The following is a 17,698-nucleotide window of genomic DNA, read 5'->3' as shown; positions in this document are numbered from 1 at the left end:
CGGTGTGGCTTCACGGTGCCCGCAGTGCTGTGATGAGCCAGATGCCGGCCGGGATCCGGTATCCGCCGGGTTGTTCGCGGAACCGCTCAAGCAGTCTGGCCGTCGCCGCGCGCGCGGCCGCCTGCTTTTCGGCGGAGGTGGAGCGGTAGGCGGCGCCGGCGGGGCCGATCTCGATAAGCCACTCGGCCACCGGTTCGGGTTCGTCGGGTGTGGACATCACCACATCGTGTGGCGCGAAATCGATCTCGGTGAAACCGGCGGTGGCGAGAATCCGGGTGGCGCGGGCCGGTTCGGCGAAGGAGAACGGGCCGGGTTCGTCGCCTATCGGCAGCGGCGGTAGCGAGCCCACGTGCGGTGCGGTGCCGAGTACCGCGAGCGTCAGCCACGGGTTGGCGCCGCCGTCGCGGAATACGGTCGCGGCCAACCGGCCGCCGGGGCGCAGCGCCCGGCGGATCGTGGTGCAGCCGGCCACCGGGTCTGCCAGCAGCATCAACGTCATGCGGGAGAAAGCGGCGTCGAACGGTGCTCCCGGGATGTGCGCAACGGTCTCGATGTCGGCGGTCACGAAGTTCAGGCCCGGATGCCGATCCACGGGAAAGCGCGCCGAGGCGGCGCGCACCATCGACTCCGCGAGGTCCACGCCGACGGCCGTGCCCGCCGGGCCGACGGCGAGCGCCACCTCGGCGGTGGTGCCGCCACATCCGCACCCGACGTCAAGGACGCTCTCCCCGGGGCGGGGCGCGAGCCGGTCCATCGCCACGGCGCCGAGCGGTTTGCCGTACTCGTCCTGACGCCGCGCATGGCGGACCCATCCCGGCGCGGCCTGCGTCCAGAACGCGACGTTGCGGGCGCGTAGCGTGCCGACATCGCTCAACAGAACGGCATTTCGGTGCCGTCGACCGTCATGGATCTGAATCCGGAGCTCTTGCCGGCGTCGAACCCTTCCGCCTGAGCGGCCAGCCCCGCCGCCCGCATCAGCCGCTCCGACTGAAAGCGCCGGAACGCCGCCTCGTCCTGCCAGATGTTGATGATCCGCCAGCCGCCCTCGACCGGCCCCGCCACGTGGGCGAGCAGGCCCGGCGGGCGGTCCGGGCCGAGATGCTGCTCGACCAGGCGATATTCCGACTCGCTGACACCGGGCATCTCCTGGAGCACACCGAATGGCATATGATCACATCCTTTGAATAAAGTTCAACTCTATCCAATAGAGCACTACAGTGAGGCGATGGTTGTCAAGAGGCGGTACGAGTCGAAGCGGCGGCAGGAGCAGGCACGCCAGACCAGGCGCGCGATCCTGGACGCGGCCGGCCGGCTGTTCGTTCGGTCGGGCTACGCCGCCACCACGCTGGCCGCCGTCGCCGCCGAGGCGGGCGTCGCGGTTCAGACCGTCTACGCCGTGTTCGGCAGCAAACGGCAACTGCTGTCGCAGCTCGTCGACGTGTCCATCGCCGGCGACGACGAGCCCGTGGACATGCCCAGCCGGTCCTTCGTCGTCGAGATCCAGGCACTGACCGACCCGCGTGCCAAGCTGGCCCGCTATGCCCGGCACCTTTCCGAGGTCCACGCCAGGCACGCCGCCATAATGATCATCCTGGCCGGTGCGGCCACCGCCGACTCCGACGCCGCCGAGATCTGGCGCAAGAACGTCGAGGAACGCCGCCGCGGCATGACCATGTTCGCCGCCGAGCTGGTCGAGACCGGTGCCGTGCGCGCCGGCCACGACGCCGACAGCGTCGCCGACGTGCTCTGGCTCGCCATGGACTTCCGCAACTACGACTGGCTGGTCCGCGAACGCGGCTGGCCGGTGCAACGCTTCGAACGCTGGTACGTCGACACGGTCGCCGGCGCGGTGTTCGACTGAGTCCTGTCGTCCGGCTCCGCAGCCGGCTGTCCGCCAGATGCCATCTCACCGGGCGAGCGCGCGGGGTGAAAGCCTCCGGCCGGGTGTTTTCACCGTCTTGAGCCATCGTGGAGGTGGACGCCATCCACAAGCACCGTGATCTCTCCGCCCAGCGGACAGTGGGGAAGGCGGCCCGGAAGAATGGACGGACGTGGATGGGGGAGGGCCAGAGGTGCGGGAATCGCCAGGTGTGGCCGGAACCTTTGCGGCGGCCGGTGCGTAGACCCGTACAGACGATCATCTGAGCAGGCGAAGAACACAGGAGGCTGAAACCGTGCCGATCTCCCGCCGGACAGGACTGGGCCTGGCCCTGCTGAGTGCGGCGCTGGTCGCCTGCTCCTCCACCGAGACCACCGGGACCACCGGGTCCGCCGACTCCGCGTCCGTCCCACCCGCCACCTCGCCCGCCGCCACGACCTCCCAGACGCAATCCGCGGGACAGGCGGCCCCGAAGGTCCGCTTCACCGAGTTCGCCCAGCTCGACATGCCGGTGGCGATGGCCCTGCGCAAGGACGACCAGACGCTCTACATCGCCGAGCAGACGGGACGGCTGCGCGCGGTGAAGGACGGGAAGGTCGCCGAGGCGCCCGTCGTCGACCTTTCCGGAGAGGTCAGCAAGGGCAACGAGCAGGGACTGCTCGGGGTGGCCTTCCATCCGGAGGGAGACTTCCTCTATCTCAACTGGACCGACCGCGAAGGGGCCACCCACATCACCGAATGGGCCTTCTCCGGCGGCAAGGCGACCGACCGCAGGGACGTGCTGACCCAGCGGCAGCCGTACGCCAACCACAACGGCGGGCAGCTCGCCTTCGGACCCGACGGATACCTCTACATCGCCCTCGGCGACGGCGGCAGCGGGGGAGACCCGCAGGGCAACGGCCAGAAACTGGACACCTGGCTCGGCAAGATCCTCAGGATCGACCCGCGCGGCACCCCGTACAAGGTTCCCGATGACAACCCGTTCGTCGGCAGGCAGGGCGCCAAGCCGGAGATCTGGTCGTACGGCCTGCGCAACCCCTGGCGGTTCACCTTCGACGCGAAGACCGGCGACATGTGGATCGGCGACGTCGGCCAGAACGCCTGGGAGGAGGTCGACTTCGAGCCGAAGGGCGAGGGGGGCCGCAACTACGGCTGGAACCTCAAGGAGGGCACCCATCCCTTCGACGGGGGTGGCGGCGACGCCGCCGACACGGTGGACCCGATCATCGAGTATCCGCTGCGCGAGGACGGCAACTGCTCGGTCATCGCCGGGTACGTCTACCGGGGCGAGAAGATCCCCGGCCTTGAGGGGCGATTCGTCTACGGCGACTTCTGTGCGGGCTGGGTCAAGGCCGCGCCCCCGGGAGGGGAGGGGAGCGGCGACGACCTCGGCACGGTGGAGCAGCTGTCGTCCTTCGGCCAGGGCCACGACGGCGAGCTGTACGCGCTCAGCCTGTCGGGACCCGTCTACCGCCTGGAGCCGGGCGCCGGTTAGAACCCGCCCTCCGGACGTTCACCTCGGGAGGGGCGGGTGAGTGATCCCGGCGCGACCTCCGGCTCCGCCCGCCGCGACGGGTGTCCAAAGGGGCGCCGCCGGAGGTCGTGTCGGCTCGTCACGGGGGGGAGAAAAGTAGGTGATTGTTCGGCAAGCGTGGCGAGGCGGCGCCTTCATTCCCGGCGATGGTGCATATAACGGATTCCGTGGACATGTGGCCCGAATTACGGGTGCTGTTTCCATAGCCTGAAATGCTGCCGCCGGGAGTTTAAAATGGTAAAAAATTATCTAATATCTATTGTTTTGGCGGTGAGCGCCGGGGCTGCGTTGCCCCTCGGCGCCTCCGCCGCGACCGTTCAGCCGACGCCGGCGGTCGAGGATGTGCTGTACCCGCCGGGTCCCAACGAGAGCGTCAACAGCATCAAGCAGGAGAGCGACAACGCCAACAACATCAATCTGAGGGACAGGGAGAACAACCACCAGAGGGACAGGGAGGGCAACGGCGGCTTCTCGGACGACTGCGAAGGGGACTGCTCCGACGGCTGCGGAGCAGAGGGCTGCCGGTCGTCGGACCCGGTGGCGGAACTGCCGTTCACGGGAACGCCCGTGGCGACGGTGGTCCTGCTCGGTGGTGGGCTGCTGGCCGCCGGAGTCGTGGTCACGCTGATCTCGGTACGGCGCCGCCGATCCGCCAGTGTCGAATAGGAGACGACGCCGAGTAGTCGTAGTGGGCCTGCCGGTCTCCGCAGCACTGGTGCTGGCGGGGGGCTGGTCGGCCCATCTCGGTATGCGCGTCCGCGACCACCTGGAGGCCACCGGGACCGCACTGGTCCGGCTGCGCGCGGTGGTGGGTGCGGGTGACCCGCACCCGGCGGTCACCGCGCTGGCCGAGGCCCGGTGGCACGCGGCCGAGGCCCGGCGGCTCACCGGAGGCCCGGAGTGGTGGACGATCGCCCACGCTCCGATCGTGGGGAACGCCGCGACGACCGTGCGCGGGCTCGCCGACGCCGCCGCGGAGCTGACCGACGTTCTCGCCGGCGTGCGGGAGGTCGCCGCCCCCCTCCTGATGAGCGGGTCGCGCTCCCTGGATGACCCGCGCCACCGGCTGGCCGCGCTCGACACCGCGGCACCGGTCCTGGACGACGGCGTCTCCCGCCTCGGGCGGGCGCTCTCACGCCTGGCGGCCACCCCCGGCGATACCGGCCTGGACCGGCTGGAGGAGGCGCGCGGCACGGCACTGGCCGAGATCGGCCGGCTGCGCGGCCTGCTCGGTGACGCCGCGGACGTCGCCACCCTGCTGCCCCCGATGCTCGGTCGCGACGGCCCCCGCCACTACTTCCTGGCCTTCCAGACCAACGCCGAGGCCCGAGGCACCGGAGGGCTGGTCGGAGCCTTCGGCATTCTGAAGGCCGACCGCGGCAGGGTCGCCGTCGAACATCTCTCCGCCAACAAAGGGCTGGCCACGAGTCCCGTCCCCGTCGCCGAGCACGGCCCGGACTTCCTCGGACGTTATGGAACAGGTGCGACCAGGATGCTCTCCGTCTCGAACCTCTCCCCGCACTTTCCGTACGCCGCGGCCACCTGGACGGGGTTGTGGGAGCGGCAGGGCCGAAGGCGGCTGGACGGCGCCGTCGCCACCGACCCGGTGGGCCTCGCCCACCTGCTGAGGTTGATCGGGCCGGTGCCCCTCCCCGGAGGAGGGAGGGTCACCGCGGGGAACGTCGTCGACCTCACCGAGCGGAAGGCCTACGCCCGCTACCCCGACCCCGCGGCGCGCAAGCGGTTCCTCATCGAGATCGCCGGTGCCGTCGGCGAGGCGCTGCCCGCTGCCCTCGCCGCCCCCGCCAGGCTGCTGCCCGTGCTGTCCGACATGGTGGGCGAGCGGCGGATCCAAATCTGGAGCCGCCGTGAGGCGGAGCAGCGGCGCCTGTCGGGCACACCGGTCAGCGGCGTGCTGCCGTCGCGGCCTGGACCTTTCGCGGGCCTGGTGGTCAACAACTCCGCCGGTGGCAAGCTCGACTACTACCTGGAGCGCGCCCTCGACTACGAGCTTGGCCCCTGCCGGGGCGGGCTGCGTTCCTCGACGGTGCGGATCGGGCTCACCAACGATGTCCCGCGGCGGACGCTGCCCTCCTACGTCACCGGACGGCTCGACGACCCGGGGCACCGCCACGTCCCCGGTTCCAACCTGCTCTGGGTGTCGCTGTACGGCGGACTCGGCGCGAGAATGACCGCGGCCCGCCTCGACGGCGACCGGGTGGCGGTCATCAGGGAGACCGAACGCTCCCACCCCGTCTACTCGGTCCTTCTGGAGTTCGCCCCCGGACAGTCCAGGACGCTGGAGTTCGACTTCACCGAACTCGCCTCCGGCGAGCCGCCGCGGGTCCCGGTGCAGCCGCTTGTTCGTCCCCAGCGGACTCGCGTCACCCAGGACCCGAGGGGTTGCCCACCCTGAGGCCGAACTTTCCGGTGGGGGCCGGGGGCGCCACCAGATGCGCTTCCGTGCCGTATCGCCTGTTCGTATCGGCAGAAAAGAGCAAAGAACCGCGCGTCACGGGCGGCGGCGCACGGGGGGCGATCTACTCTCGCGCCATGAAGGCTTCACCGCGGACCGGTGGGACCGCACAGGACGCCGCGATCCCGGGGGAGAGCGTCCCGCCCGGGCACGAGGGCTGCGGGCAGCGCTGCTGGCGGGATGTCCGGGAGCCGCGGGACGGTGCCCGCTTTCGCATCCTCTTCGTGTGCACCGGCAATGTCTGCCGCTCCCCGCTGGCCGAGCGGCTGACCCGCTCGGCCCTCGGGCCGTGCCCGGCGGTCCAGGTGGTCAGCGCGGGCACCCGCGCCGAGCCGGGACGGGAGATGACCGAACGCGCCCGGCGGGTTCTGGTCCGGCTCGGCGGCGATCCCGCCGGCTTCGGCTCCCGTCCGCTCGTTCCCGACCTGGTGGCCGCCGCCGATCTCGTACTCACGGCCACCCGCGGGCACCGTGCGGAATCGGTGGCCATGCACCTCTCGGCGGTCACGCGGGCCTTCACCATCGCCGAGTTCGGCACGCTGGTGCGGGCCGTGCCGCCGGAGGAGATCACCCGTCACCGGGATCCCGTGCGGCGGGCCCGCGCGCTGGTCGACCAGGCGCGGGCGCTGCGCGGGCTGGTCCGGATCGACCGGTTCGACATCGCCGACCCGTACGGGCGCTCCCGGCTGGCCTACCGGGCGGTGGGACGGGACATCGCGAGGTCGCTCGCCGTCCCGTTCCGGCTGCTCACACACTCACCGGATTCTTGACCTCGGACTCGTAGCCGTACCCGCTGTTGTAGCCGTAGTGCGTACCGCTGCCGGCCGGGAAGAAGTTCAGGACGGTTCCCACCACGCGGGCGTTGATCGACGCCAGCAGTTCCGAGGCGCGGGCCATGTGCTCCCGGCGGGTCTTGCCGTACCGGGCGACGAGCAGCGCGCCGTCGCAGAGCGCGGTGATCGTCGCCGCGTCGGTGACGGGCAGCAGTGGCGGCGCGTCGATGATCACCATGTCGTACGTCCCGGTGAGCTGGGCGAGCACCTCACGCATTCCGTTCGAGCCGAGCAGCTCACTCGGGTTCGGTGGAATCTGACCGCTCGGCAGGACGGACAGGCCGGCATCGCCCCAGACCTGGATGACCTCGTTCAGGCGCGCCTTGTCGATCAGCACGTCCGTCAGGCCCGTCGCCCCCTCGATACCGAGGTAGGAGGGAATGCTGGGGCGGCGCAGGTCGCCGTCGACCAGGACGACCCGCCAGCCCGCCTGGGCCAGCGTGATCGCGAGGTTGGCGGAGGTCGAGGACTTCCCCTCGCCGGGCAGGCAGCTGGTGACCACGAGTGACTTCGGCTGCCGGTCGACACCGATGAACTGCAGGTTGGTCCGGAGTGCGCGGAACGCCTCGGATCGGGACGACCGGCCACGGTCGCGCAGGATCAGGGGGTGGTGCCGCGCGTCCCGCTCGTAGCCGATGACCCCGAGCACCGAGCTGCCCGACGCCTCCCGCAGTGCCTCGGGGGATGTGAGGGTCGTGTCCAGACGGTCACGGAGGATGATCACGGCCATGACGGCGAGCAGCGCGATCAGCACGGCGACCGCCAGGTTGACCAGTGGCCTGGGGCTGACCGGTTCCCGGGGGATGTCCGCCTTGTCCACTATCGTGATCTTGATGGTGGGGCGGCTGCCCGGAGTGGGCCGCTCGATCTGGTCGATCAGCTTCGAGAAGCGGTCTCCCAGGGCGTTGGCCAGCAGGGAGGCTCGCGCGGGGTCGGTGTCGGTGACCGTGGCACGCAGGAGCACGGTGCCGGGGACGGCCTCGGCGCTGATGTTCCCCTGGACGCGCGCGATGTCCTCGCCCTCGACGATCTGGCCGACCACCCGGCGGCTGGACAGCAGGTTGGCGTAGGACTGCACCCGCTGGGCCGACAGCATGCCCGCCTGGTAGGCGGTGGAGAGGCTGCCCTCCTTGTCGTGGCCCGACACCAGCATGGAGATCGTCGAGACGTATTTCGGCGGCATGTTCGCCGTGACGGCGAGTGCCGCGCCCACCGCCAGGATCAGTGAGAGGAGGATGATCAGCCAGTTCCTGCGCACCAGCCGTGCGTAGTAGAGCAGATCCACGGGATCAACGCCGCCTTTCGTGAGTTTTCTGAGGGATCTGGGAGGGCTGGGCCGACGGGCGGGCGTTCGTGTCCCGCAGCAGGCCGGCGAGAGTGACGGCGATCGCGCCCGCCACGACCATCGCGACGAGTGGTGACAGCTGGCCCGAGACCGTCGTCAGGCAGAGGGCACCGGTGAACGCCGTGATCGCGCCCAGCGTCGTGGCGACCGCACGGGTTCCCAGGCCCATACGGCGCAGCCGGTGCGACACGTGGTCGGTACCGCCCCGCAACGGCGGGCGGTTCGCCAGCAGGCGGGAGAGGAGGACCACACAGGTGTCGACGGTCGCCATGAACGTCGGCAGGAACAGTCCGGCGATCACCGCGTCCGGGGACCGTCCCATGACCAGGACGGTCGCCGAGCAGGCCACCGTGAATCCGAGGAACAGCGACCCGGAGTCTCCCATGAACATTCTCGCGGGCGCCCAGTTGTGCGGCAGGAAGCCCAGGCACGCGCAGGCGAGCGCGCACAGGAGCACCGCGAGCGAGGTGTGGCCCTGGAGCAGGGCCGTGGCCGCGAGGAGGCCGGCGGTCACGGTGGTGACGGTTCCCAGCGCGCCGTCCATGTTGTCCAGCAGGTTGAAGGAGTTCGTCATCACGATGATCCACACCACGGTGAGGACGCTGTCCAGCCACGTCCCGGTGACGGTCGCCTGGACGCCGGAGAACACCACCCCGATCGCCACCGCGGTCTCCACGATCAACCTGGTGGCCGCGGGCAGGGGGGTGATGTCGTCGATCAGGCCGAGGAGGGACACCGTGGCGGCGGCGAGAAGGATCGCGATGATCTGCAGATCGGCGAAGCCGAGCGCGATCACGGTGGGCACGACCGTGCCCACCGTGATCGCGACACCGCCGAGGTACGGGGTCGGGCGGGTGTGGGCTTTGTGCCCGCCGGGGCGGTCGGTGAGATCCCACCGCAGCGCCAGGCGCCTCAGTGGCACGGCGGCCGTCACACTGAGCAGGCAGGCCGCTCCCGCGATGAGGGCGATCGTCCCGCTCACCGCGGGATCGCCGCGGGATCGCCGGAGGCCTCTCTGATGATCTCGGTGAGGATCTGGTCGAGAGAGCGCCGCGGAGTCCAGCCGGTGAGCGCGCGGAGCTTCGCGGTATCCGGAACCCTGCGGGTCATGTCCTCGAACCCCTGCTCGTAGGCCTGGGAGTAGGGGATGAGATCGACCCCGGAGGTGGACCCGGTGAACTCGATGATGAGTTTCGCCAGCTCCATGATGCTCACCTCGTCGCTGGAGCCGATGTTGAAGGTCTCACCGACGGCCCTGTCCTCGTCGAGCAACCGGAGCAGCGCGTCGACGATGTCCGAGACGTGTGCGAAGCAGCGGGTCTGGGTCCCGTCGCCGAAGACCGTCAGGGGCGTGGCCGACAGGGCCTGCCGGACGAGGCTCGGGATCACCATGCCGTAGGTCGGGCTCTGCCGCGGGCCCACGGTGTTGAACAGCCGGACGATGATCGTCGGCAGGCCGCGCTCCTTGTGATAGGCGTTGGCGAGGATCTCGTCGACGGCCTTGGCGGTGCTGTAGGCCCATCGGACCACCGCGGGGCTGCCGAGGATACGGTCGGCGTCCTCGCGCAGCGCGCCGGAGGAGTTCTTGCCGTAGATCTCGCTTGTGCTGGTGACCAGGATCTTCTTCCGGTATCGGTGCGCGGCCTCGATGACGATCTCCGAACCCCGGATGTTGGTCGTCAGCGACCGCAGCGGTTGCTCGACGATCAGCTTGACGCCGACCGCGGCCGCCAGGTGGACGACGACGTCGCACCGATGGACCAACTCGTCGACCATGAGTTCGTCCAGCACCGAACCGTGCACGAAACGCAGGCCCGGATGGGGGCGCAGGTTCTCCAGCCGTCCCGTCGAGAGGTTGTCCAGGGCGATGACGGAGTCACCGCGCGCGAGCAGCGCGTCGGCCAGATGCGATCCGATGAATCCGCTACCGCCTGTTATCAGATATTTGGTGCTTGATGTCGTGCTCACGGGGTTCTCCTCGTCACGTGCTTGGAGGGAGATCTCTGTTGGCGGGAGGAAGCGGTGGATCACGCGTAGCCGGCGACCTTCGCCCCGATGCCCGGGGCCTGGGTTCTCTCGAACCAGGCCACCGTCGTGCGGAGCCCGTCCTCAAGCGGGACGGGACACACGCCGGGGAACAGTTCGCGCAGCAGGCGGGGAGAGGCCTGGGATTGCCGGATGTCGCCCGGCCGGGGCGGCAGGCAGGTCTCCTCGACGGGGCGGCCGAGGATCTCGGCGAGGACGCCCATCAGGTGCCGGAGGGAGACGAGGGTCCCGAACGCCAGGTTCACCGGCTTCGTGCTGGTCATCCGGCGCGCGGCCGCGTCGGCGAGGACCTGGGTCACCGAGCCCACGTAGGTGAAGTCCCGCGACTGGAGGCCGTCGCCGTGCAGCGGGACCGGCTCGCCCCGCAGCGCGGCGGAGACGAACGCCGGGATCACGGCCGCGTACGCGTGCCCGGCGCTCTGCAGCGGGCCGTAGACGTTGAAGAAGCGGAACGGCAGGACCGGCAGGCCGTAGCTGTGCGCGTAGGCCAGTGCGTACGCCTCCGCGGCGAGCTTGCCGGCCCCGTACGGGCTGAGCGGTCTGGTGGGCAGGTCCTCGTGCTTGTGGGATTCGGGACTGTCGCCGTACACCGAGGACGAGGAGGCGAGGATCACGTGCGGTCTGCTCGCGCGGCACGCCTCCAGCACGTGCAGGGTGCCGGTCGCGTTGACGGCGTGCGAGGCCAGCGGGTCGGCCAGGGAGCGGGGCACCGACGGCCGGGCGGCGAGGTGGATCACGTGCGTGGCACCGGCCACCAGGTCCGTCAGCAGGTCTCGGTCCAGAATGCTGCCCGTCACCACCGTCGCCTCGACGCCGTCGAGATTGGTGAGATCCCCGCTGCTCAGATCGTCCAGCACCGTGATGTGCCCGACCTCGGGCCTGGCGGCCAGCACCCGGCACATGTGCGCGCCGATGAAACCGGCGCCGCCCGTCACCAGCACTCTCATCGTGTGTTCTCCTCCGCCACGAGCCGTCGGCCGGCCTTCCCGCACAGCGACCGGTAGAGGTGCTCGGTATCGGAGACGAGGCGATCCACGCCGAACGCGTATCGTGTCCACTCCTGGGCCGCCTCGCCCATCTGGCGGGCCAGGCTCGGGTCGCGGAGCAGACGGACGGTGTGCGCCGCCAGTTCGGCCGGGTCGGTCGACGCCAGCAGACCGGTGTGGCCGTCCCTGACGACCTCGGCGACGCTTCCCACCCGGGTGGAGACGACCGGCGTGCCCGCCATGCCGGCCTCGATGAGGGTGAGCGGGGTCCCCTCGTTGTCGGAGGTGAGCACGACCACGTCGGCGGCGGCGTAGACGGTCTCCACGTCCTTCCTCCAGCCGAGCAGGTGAAAGGAGTCGCGGACGGGCTCGACGTCCCGGGTGAACTGCCGCTCCAGGTCGCCGCCCCCGCATACGACGAAGCGGCAGCCGGGGATCTGCCTGGATACGGCGTCGGCCACGGCGAGGAACCGGTCGGGCCGCTTCACCGCGGTGAGGCGGCCCACGTACGCCACGACGGGCGCGTCCGGTGGCAGTCCCAGCGCGGCGCGTGCCGTCCCGCGGTCGGGGATCGGTTTCAGCCGGACACCGGGAGGGATCACCACGTACTGCGAGGGGCGCCCGATCCCGGCCCGGAGCAGATCGTCCCTGACCTGGGACCCCACCGTCACGAGCCGGTCCGACACGGAGGCCAGGAGCCGTTCCGACCGTACGTAGAGCTCGCGCCTGACCGGGGAGAAGTAGCCGTGCAGGAGATGCCCGTGGAAGACGTGCACCCGGGCCGAGCCGACGCCGGCCAGGCGGGCGGCCACCCTGCCCAGGGCGCCCGCCTTGGCCGTGCGGGTGTGGACGATGTGCGGACGGAACGCCCGCATGGCGCTGATCAGCCAGAAGAGCGCACGGTAGTCGTCTCCGGGTCTGACCGACCGTCCGAGGCCGGGGACCCGCTGGACCCGTGTCTCCGTCCCGTGCAGCCGGAGGTGGTCGCACTCTTGGGCATCGACGTAGCCGGTGTAGAGGCGGTGGTCGAATTCCTTCGAGTCCAACCCCTCCGACAGCCCCGACACCTGCGTGGCGGGGCCGCCGACGTTCATTCGGGCGATGATTTCCATGACACGAATCCGGCCGTCCGGCTTCATGCGGGCTCCTCGGTGACAGGCCTGGTTCACGTTGGAGAAACTAGTTCGCCCTTTGAGTTGTTCGCCGACACCATCACGGTGGTGGCGCGATGTTTTTCCTATTCCCTACCTAAGCATGATCTAGCTGGGTCGTCCCAAGTGTTCACAGTCCGCCCGATGATCCCTATCGGGTCCGATGACCTTGCGAGTGGCCGCGCGGGAAATATGGCGAATTAGCCTTTTATGTAGCTGCGTTTCGATGCTGGAAGATCACTCGCGCTCTGGACAACCGAGGTCGGTGATGCGCCGCAACGACCCGATCCAAAAACCCGTGCCGAGCGTGGCGACGGCGAGCGTTCCCCATGCGAAACAGAGCGACGTCTGGAACGGGCCCGAGGTGGTTCGGCTGCCGACGAGGAGCACGCCCAGGAGCATGCCCCCCTCCGCGAGGAGGTACGCGAGCCGCCGGCCGGGCCTGCCGAGGGCGAGGGGGAGCACGTTGGACCAGCAGACCGTTCCCTTCACGCAGGCGGCGCCCAGGAGCACCACGGCGACCACGCCGAGGTGGGCGTAGCCGGGGCCGTAGGCCATGCCGATGACGGCGTCGGTCACCGGGAGCGCGACGGCGATGGTCACCGCTCCGGCCGCGGCGAGCAGCAGGGTGGTGCGCGTGATGTCCCGGATGATGGGCGCCCTTCCCGCTCCCGCCGTGGCGCTCCGGATGATCCGGGGATAGAGCATCGCGGCCACCGGGATCGCCAGGTTGGCGTAGAAGCGGCCGGGGGCCGATGCGATCTTGAGGATGGTCACCAGGGTCGGTCCGCCCAGCAGGCCGGCCAGGGTGAGGATGCCCGAGTCGGAGATCCCGGCCACGCTGGTGCCCATGGATGTCTTCACGGTGAAGGCGACCATGCCCGAGGGCAGCCGGACCCGTGCGACGGCCGGTCCCATCCGTGCGAGGAGCCCCCGGGTCGCCAACAGGTAGAACACCACCGCCATCACCAGCGCACCCGCGGCCTGCCCCCCCAGGTAGAGAAGGGGTCCGCCAAGGAACAACCCGCCAAGGGACAGCCCGAACGACAGGACCGCGCATCGCGTTCTGAGTGTGCCCAGAGCGCGCAGCCGGTCTGTCAGCGCGAAGGCCGCGCCCGCCGTGCCGTACGACGCCATGGACCCGCGTGTGACGATCGCGAGAGCGAACATGAGCGCGAACTCGTCCGACAGGGAACCCAGCAGGCGCGCGGCCAGCACCGCCACGAGGCCGACACAGGCCGCGGCCACGCCGATCGCCACGTCCCAGTGCATCAGGCGCATGAACAGCGAGGAGCCCTGCCCGCTCCGCTGCTGTTCGATGGGGACGAATCGCTGGGCGGCGTTCTCCAGGCAGGGATCGCACAGGAGGAACCAGACGGTCGCCACAGACTGGGCGAAGATGACCTGACCCGATGTCTCACTCCCCGTCAGGCGTACCAGGGCGATCAGGCTGAGAGTGGGAAGAACCGCCTCGCCAAGGCCGGCGGCGGTCAGCGATGTGAAGGTCCGCAGATGGCGCCCGCCAGGCGGGCGCATCCGGTGGACGGCACGTCCGAGAGTGGTGACCATGTCCTACGAGCAGACCTCGTCGTAGAGCCTGTCGAACCAGACGGCCGCCCGGCTGATGTCCACGAGCTCCGCGCTTTCCCGCGTTCCTTCGCGAAGGCGCGCGTGGATCTCCGGTTGTGTCGCCCGCAGGATGCCCTCGGCGAGGGCGGCGGGGTCCCCCGGCTTGACGAGGAGGCCGTTCCTCTGGTCCTCGATCAGATGGGGCACTCCGCCCACGGCGGTGGACACGACGGGCACGCCCGCGGCGAGAGCCTCCATGACGACCACGGGCAACCCCTCGTAGGAGGAACTGAGCACGAGCAGATCGGAGGAGGCGATGAGCCGGCCGGCGTCGGGCACGTGACCGAGCAGACGCACGTTGCCCAGGCCGAGCGCCTCGACCCGGCGAGCCACCCGCGCGTGCAGGGGACCGGATCCGGCGAGCAGGAACAGGGGACGGGGGTCTCGCTCCCCGACCCTCGCCGCGGCTTCGACGAGTAGCTCGTGGTTCTTCTGCGCGTGGAAGTTGGCGACGTGCACGATCAGGAAGGTGTCCGGGGAGACGTTCCACTCTCGCCTCGTCTGTTCCGATCGAGCCGCCCAACGGCGCTGTTCAGCGACGTGGACGCCGTGCACGCGAACGGACAGGTTCCGCGAGCGCCTGCCGGTGCGAGCGCGGGCGACCTCCGGGGAGACGGCCACGGTCCGGATGTCCAGCCATCCCGTCGCCCGGTCGAGCAACATCGTCGGCAGGCGGTAGCGCACGTTGTGCACCGTCGAGACCAGGGCCGGGCGAGGACGCAACAGCTGGGACACGGGCCGCAGGAGCGACGCGGGAAGGGGGGAGTGGATGTTGAGAACGTCGGGTTCCAGCCTTCGCACCACGCACGCGAGGCGGGCCAGGCGGAGCCAGCGCGGGCACGCGGTGAGGTCGACGACCCGGATACCCGCCGATCGCAGCCGCCCGCTCAGCTCGTGGGTGGAGGCGCGCAGGCATACGACGGTGTAGCGCTTGCCCGTCGGGGGAGCGGAGAGCAGCCTCTCGACGAGCAGGACCTCCGCGCCGCCCACGTCCAGCGTCTTGATCACTTCACAGACGTGCAGGCCGCTCACGACGCGCCCGCCGGGGCGAGGGGCCGGTCGGCGATGAGCGTCTCGTACCATTCCCCGATGCGGTCGCCCACCATCCGCCAGTCGAGGTTCGACACGGCCCGCACGCCGCGTTCGATCATCTCAAGGCACAGCGCCTCGTCGTCGAGGACCGATCGCAGGTGCGTCACCAGGTCGTGCACGGATCCCGACCGGAAGACGCGGTAGGCGGAGCCGTCCGCCACGGCCGCGCCGAGCGAGGCGTCGGACGAGACGATGACGGCGGTGCCCAGCGCGAGGGCCTCCAGGAGGGCGAAGGGAATGCCCTCGCCGATGGCGGGAAGCCGCTGGGAGGCGTGCACGACCACCTGGGCCCGGCTCACCAGCGAGTACACGTCGTCGGCGGGGATGTGCCCGGTGAACTCGATTCCCCGCCCTGTCCCGGCGAGCCGCTCAAGCCGGGCGCGTTCTGGGCCGTCACCCGCGATGACGAGCCGCGCGCAGGGGTGGTCGGTTCGTAGCCGGTGGAAGGCCTCAATGGTCAGCGCGTGGTTCTTCACCTTCACCAGCGAGCCCACACTGACGATCAATCCCGGTTCGACCGGATGTCTCGTCCGGAATCCGGCGAGGTGATCGAGGTTCAGGCCGCCGGGTATGACCCGCATCCGCCGCTCCGGCACGCCGGCCGCCAGCAGGTCCTCCTGCGGCCTTTCTCCGGCCACGATGAATCCGTCGGTGTGGCGGAAGGCCCAGGGCATGATCCGCCGGTGACGCACCGTGAGGGCGCCGTGGACATGGATCAGGAGGGGGATCCCCGCTCGACGTGCGGCGGAGCCGAGGCCGAGCGCCTCGCGGTGGTCGCCGTGCGCGTGCACGATGTCGATCCGGTGTGCCCGGCGGAGTGTCCGCGCGCACTCCATGGCGAAGGCGATCACATCCGATCTCCTGGAGACGGCGCGGCTGGCAGCGGTCCGTGCCAGCGGAAGCGCCTTCGCGTCGCCGGGGACGTCGCCCCGCCGGTGGGCGACGACCACCTCGTGTCCGCGCAGCATCTGCTCGTGGCTGAGGCGCTCGATATAGCGCTCCTTTCCCCCCGGCTCGGGTGGAAGTCGGTATCCGATGTGCAGAATCCTCATGTCAACCTCCCTGATGGGCTCGGTGTCCTTCCGGCCCGGCTTGGCCGGGCCGACGCGTCGTCGCCCGGTGGGTCGTCGGCGGCGCCTGGGGAGATCTCGTGCTCCGGGATCCGGTAGACGGCGCAGTCGCCGGAGCGGAACCGGAGTTCGGCGAAGTCCTCGATCCCGGAGGCCGGTCCGGTGCGGCGTTCGTCGGTGAAGAGCCAGCGCACCCCGTAGCGCTCGCGCAGCCGCCCGATCGTGGCCGCCGAGGGGGTCCGGAAGGCGGCGTCGTTGAGGGCGAGCCGCTCACCGTCCCAAAACGGCAGGCGTTCCGGCAGGGACCCCGGTCGCCAGCGGCTCATGTTCGCCGCGGTGTAGGTCCATCCCTCGACCAGCACCCGCCGCTCCGACAGGGCGGCAACCCAGGCCTGACGGCTGTCGCACGGGTTCTCGTACCCCCAGCGGCAGTGCGCGTTCGTGGCGACCAGGTCGTCCGGATCCGAGTGGTCGCGCAGCCACCGACCGGCCTCCAGGGCGCCCAGGGGGACGGGCGAGGCCACCGGCCAGACCGCGGGAGAACCATTTCCGATGAGGCGGTCCATGACGGAAAGGACACGCGCGTGCCCGTAGGCGGGCAGGCCGACGGCCGCGAGCATGATGGTCACGAGGGCCCATCCGCGAAGGCCGCCGCACCTGACGACCAGGACGGCGGACACCAGGACGACGGCCACCGCCAGCACGATGTACGGCCGGTAGAGGACGGTGTCCCGCTCACCGGGACCGAGGGGGATTCCGACGCCGCACAGGACGGGAATCGCGTAGGCGGCGACCGCTCCGGCGCCGGCCGAGCACATCGCCTCTCCGAGCGAGACCCGTGCGCGCCGCAGGAGGACGAGGATCCCGTAGACCGCGACGATCACCAGGTAGGGATAGGCGCCCCAGAGGAAGAAGAGCTGGCTCCGGCCCGGGTGCCCGAGCAGGAGCGCCGCGCCCATGCCCGCCGCGCCCATGCCGAGCAGGAGGACCACCGCCGGTCGCAGGAGCAGTTTTGGCCTGCACAGCAGCCCGAGGATCCCGCACCACGCGACGGCCCAGCACAACAGGTAGAGCGACGCGACGGCGAGCACCGAGGCCAACGGAGGGCTCACCTGCTCGCCCAGGCCGGTCAACTCGCCCCACGCGGTTCGCGCGAACGAGAGGGGGTCGACGATCAGCCCTTGCCGCACCCGGCCGAACAGCGTCACCTGCGCGATGAGGAAGCACGCCGCGGTCATCCCGAGCGCGGTGAGCGCGGGCCACGGCACCCGGCGCCGCCTGATCACCTGGACCGCGACCACCGCCAGCAGGCCCGCCGCGAGCAGGGGCAGGTAGACGGCCTTGGCCCCCATGACGGCGAGGAGGAGGATCGCCAGCAGTGACCATCTGCCCGCACCGCGGTGCCCGTGATCGAGGAGGTCGACGAGCAGCAGGACGACCGGGGCGAACAGGAGGGCTCCGAACGCCTGGGTGGGGCTCGTCCAGGAAGCGTCGGGAATGCCTCCCCAGGTGAACAGTTCGCTGCTGCCCAGGTAGAGGCTCGCCGCTCCGACCGAGATCGAGCCCGTGATGGCGAGGAGTGTGGCGGGGCGGGAGCGGGTGAGGCGGTGGGCGATCATGGCCAGGAGGATGGTCAGGGTGAACATCATGGGGAGCA

At 70.3% G+C, this 17,698-nt stretch carries 16 protein-coding genes; 5 read left to right on the top strand and 11 right to left on the bottom strand.

The window, feature by feature from the left end; genetic code table 11:
• Positions 1–10: 10 nt before the first annotated feature.
• Positions 11–874: a methyltransferase domain-containing protein gene (locus tag ABZ664_RS14290; RefSeq protein ID WP_362508336.1), complete on the bottom strand. Its 864-nt coding sequence runs from the start codon at positions 872–874 to the stop codon at positions 11–13.
• Positions 871–1,167, bottom strand: a complete 297-nt coding sequence (locus ABZ664_RS14285) for a hypothetical protein (protein ID WP_362508333.1) — start codon at positions 1,165–1,167, stop codon at positions 871–873. The genes ABZ664_RS14290 and ABZ664_RS14285 overlap by 4 nt, the downstream gene beginning before the upstream one ends.
• 58 nt (positions 1,168–1,225) lie before the next feature.
• On the opposite strand from ABZ664_RS14285, the gene ABZ664_RS14280 reads away from it, so the two are divergent.
• The 5 genes from ABZ664_RS14280 (at position 1,226) to ABZ664_RS14260 (ending at position 6,659) form a co-directional block, all read left to right on the top strand.
• Positions 1,226–1,861: a TetR/AcrR family transcriptional regulator gene (locus tag ABZ664_RS14280; RefSeq protein ID WP_362508330.1), complete on the top strand. Its 636-nt coding sequence runs from the start codon at positions 1,226–1,228 to the stop codon at positions 1,859–1,861.
• Positions 1,862–2,174: 313 nt separating this feature from the next.
• Positions 2,175–3,374 carry a PQQ-dependent sugar dehydrogenase gene (locus ABZ664_RS14275; RefSeq protein WP_362508327.1) on the top strand — a complete coding sequence of 400 codons (1,200 nt, stop codon included), beginning with the start codon at positions 2,175–2,177 and terminating at the stop codon, positions 3,372–3,374.
• 309 nt (positions 3,375–3,683) lie between these two features.
• Entirely contained in the window at positions 3,684–4,079 is a 396-nt protein-coding gene (locus ABZ664_RS14270; RefSeq protein ID WP_362508325.1) for a hypothetical protein, read from the top strand.
• A 22-nt stretch (positions 4,080–4,101) separates the two neighbouring features.
• Entirely contained in the window at positions 4,102–5,829 is a 1,728-nt protein-coding gene (locus ABZ664_RS14265) for a DUF4012 domain-containing protein (RefSeq protein WP_362508322.1), read from the top strand.
• Positions 5,830–5,966: 137 nt separating this feature from the next.
• Positions 5,967–6,659 (top strand): hypothetical protein, encoded by a 693-nt coding sequence (locus tag ABZ664_RS14260; RefSeq protein WP_362508320.1) that lies wholly within the window; start codon positions 5,967–5,969, stop codon positions 6,657–6,659.
• On the opposite strand, the gene ABZ664_RS14255 is transcribed toward ABZ664_RS14260, so the two are convergent.
• From ABZ664_RS14255 to ABZ664_RS14215, 9 genes are all read right to left on the bottom strand, one after another.
• Complete coding sequence (locus tag ABZ664_RS14255) at positions 6,637–8,007, bottom strand: polysaccharide biosynthesis tyrosine autokinase (RefSeq protein ID WP_362508317.1); 1,371 nt, start codon at positions 8,005–8,007, stop codon at positions 6,637–6,639. The two genes, ABZ664_RS14260 and ABZ664_RS14255, sit on opposite strands and share 23 nt — an antisense overlap.
• A gap of 4 nt (positions 8,008–8,011) precedes the next feature.
• Complete coding sequence (locus tag ABZ664_RS14250) at positions 8,012–9,049, bottom strand: MraY family glycosyltransferase (RefSeq protein WP_362508314.1); 1,038 nt, start codon at positions 9,047–9,049, stop codon at positions 8,012–8,014.
• Positions 9,046–10,035 carry an NAD-dependent epimerase/dehydratase family protein gene (locus tag ABZ664_RS14245; RefSeq protein ID WP_362508311.1) on the bottom strand — a complete coding sequence of 330 codons (990 nt, stop codon included), beginning with the start codon at positions 10,033–10,035 and terminating at the stop codon, positions 9,046–9,048. The genes ABZ664_RS14250 and ABZ664_RS14245 overlap by 4 nt, the downstream gene beginning before the upstream one ends.
• A gap of 59 nt (positions 10,036–10,094) precedes the next feature.
• Entirely contained in the window at positions 10,095–11,060 is a 966-nt protein-coding gene (locus tag ABZ664_RS14240; RefSeq protein WP_362508308.1) for an NAD-dependent epimerase/dehydratase family protein, read from the bottom strand.
• Positions 11,057–12,238 carry a glycosyltransferase gene (locus tag ABZ664_RS14235; protein WP_362508306.1) on the bottom strand — a complete coding sequence of 394 codons (1,182 nt, stop codon included), beginning with the start codon at positions 12,236–12,238 and terminating at the stop codon, positions 11,057–11,059. Before ABZ664_RS14235 ends, ABZ664_RS14240 begins: the two co-directional genes overlap by 4 nt.
• A 249-nt stretch (positions 12,239–12,487) precedes the next feature.
• Complete coding sequence (locus ABZ664_RS14230; protein ID WP_362508303.1) at positions 12,488–13,819, bottom strand: hypothetical protein; 1,332 nt, start codon at positions 13,817–13,819, stop codon at positions 12,488–12,490.
• A 3-nt stretch (positions 13,820–13,822) separates the two neighbouring features.
• Positions 13,823–14,911 (bottom strand): glycosyltransferase, encoded by a 1,089-nt coding sequence (locus ABZ664_RS14225; RefSeq protein WP_362508300.1) that lies wholly within the window; start codon positions 14,909–14,911, stop codon positions 13,823–13,825.
• Positions 14,908–16,023 (bottom strand): glycosyltransferase family 4 protein, encoded by a 1,116-nt coding sequence (locus ABZ664_RS14220; RefSeq protein WP_362508297.1) that lies wholly within the window; start codon positions 16,021–16,023, stop codon positions 14,908–14,910. Before ABZ664_RS14220 ends, ABZ664_RS14225 begins: the two co-directional genes overlap by 4 nt.
• On the bottom strand, positions 16,020–17,698 hold a 1,679-nt coding region (locus ABZ664_RS14215), incomplete at its 5' end, for a hypothetical protein (protein ID WP_362508294.1). The genes ABZ664_RS14220 and ABZ664_RS14215, both read right to left, overlap by 4 nt.

Origin of the sequence: Streptosporangium sp. NPDC006930 (assembly GCF_040635605.1) — a bacterium.
In the GTDB taxonomy this organism is placed as follows: domain Bacteria; phylum Actinomycetota; class Actinomycetes; order Streptosporangiales; family Streptosporangiaceae; genus Streptosporangium.
This window is presented reverse-complemented; position numbering and strand designations above follow the sequence as displayed.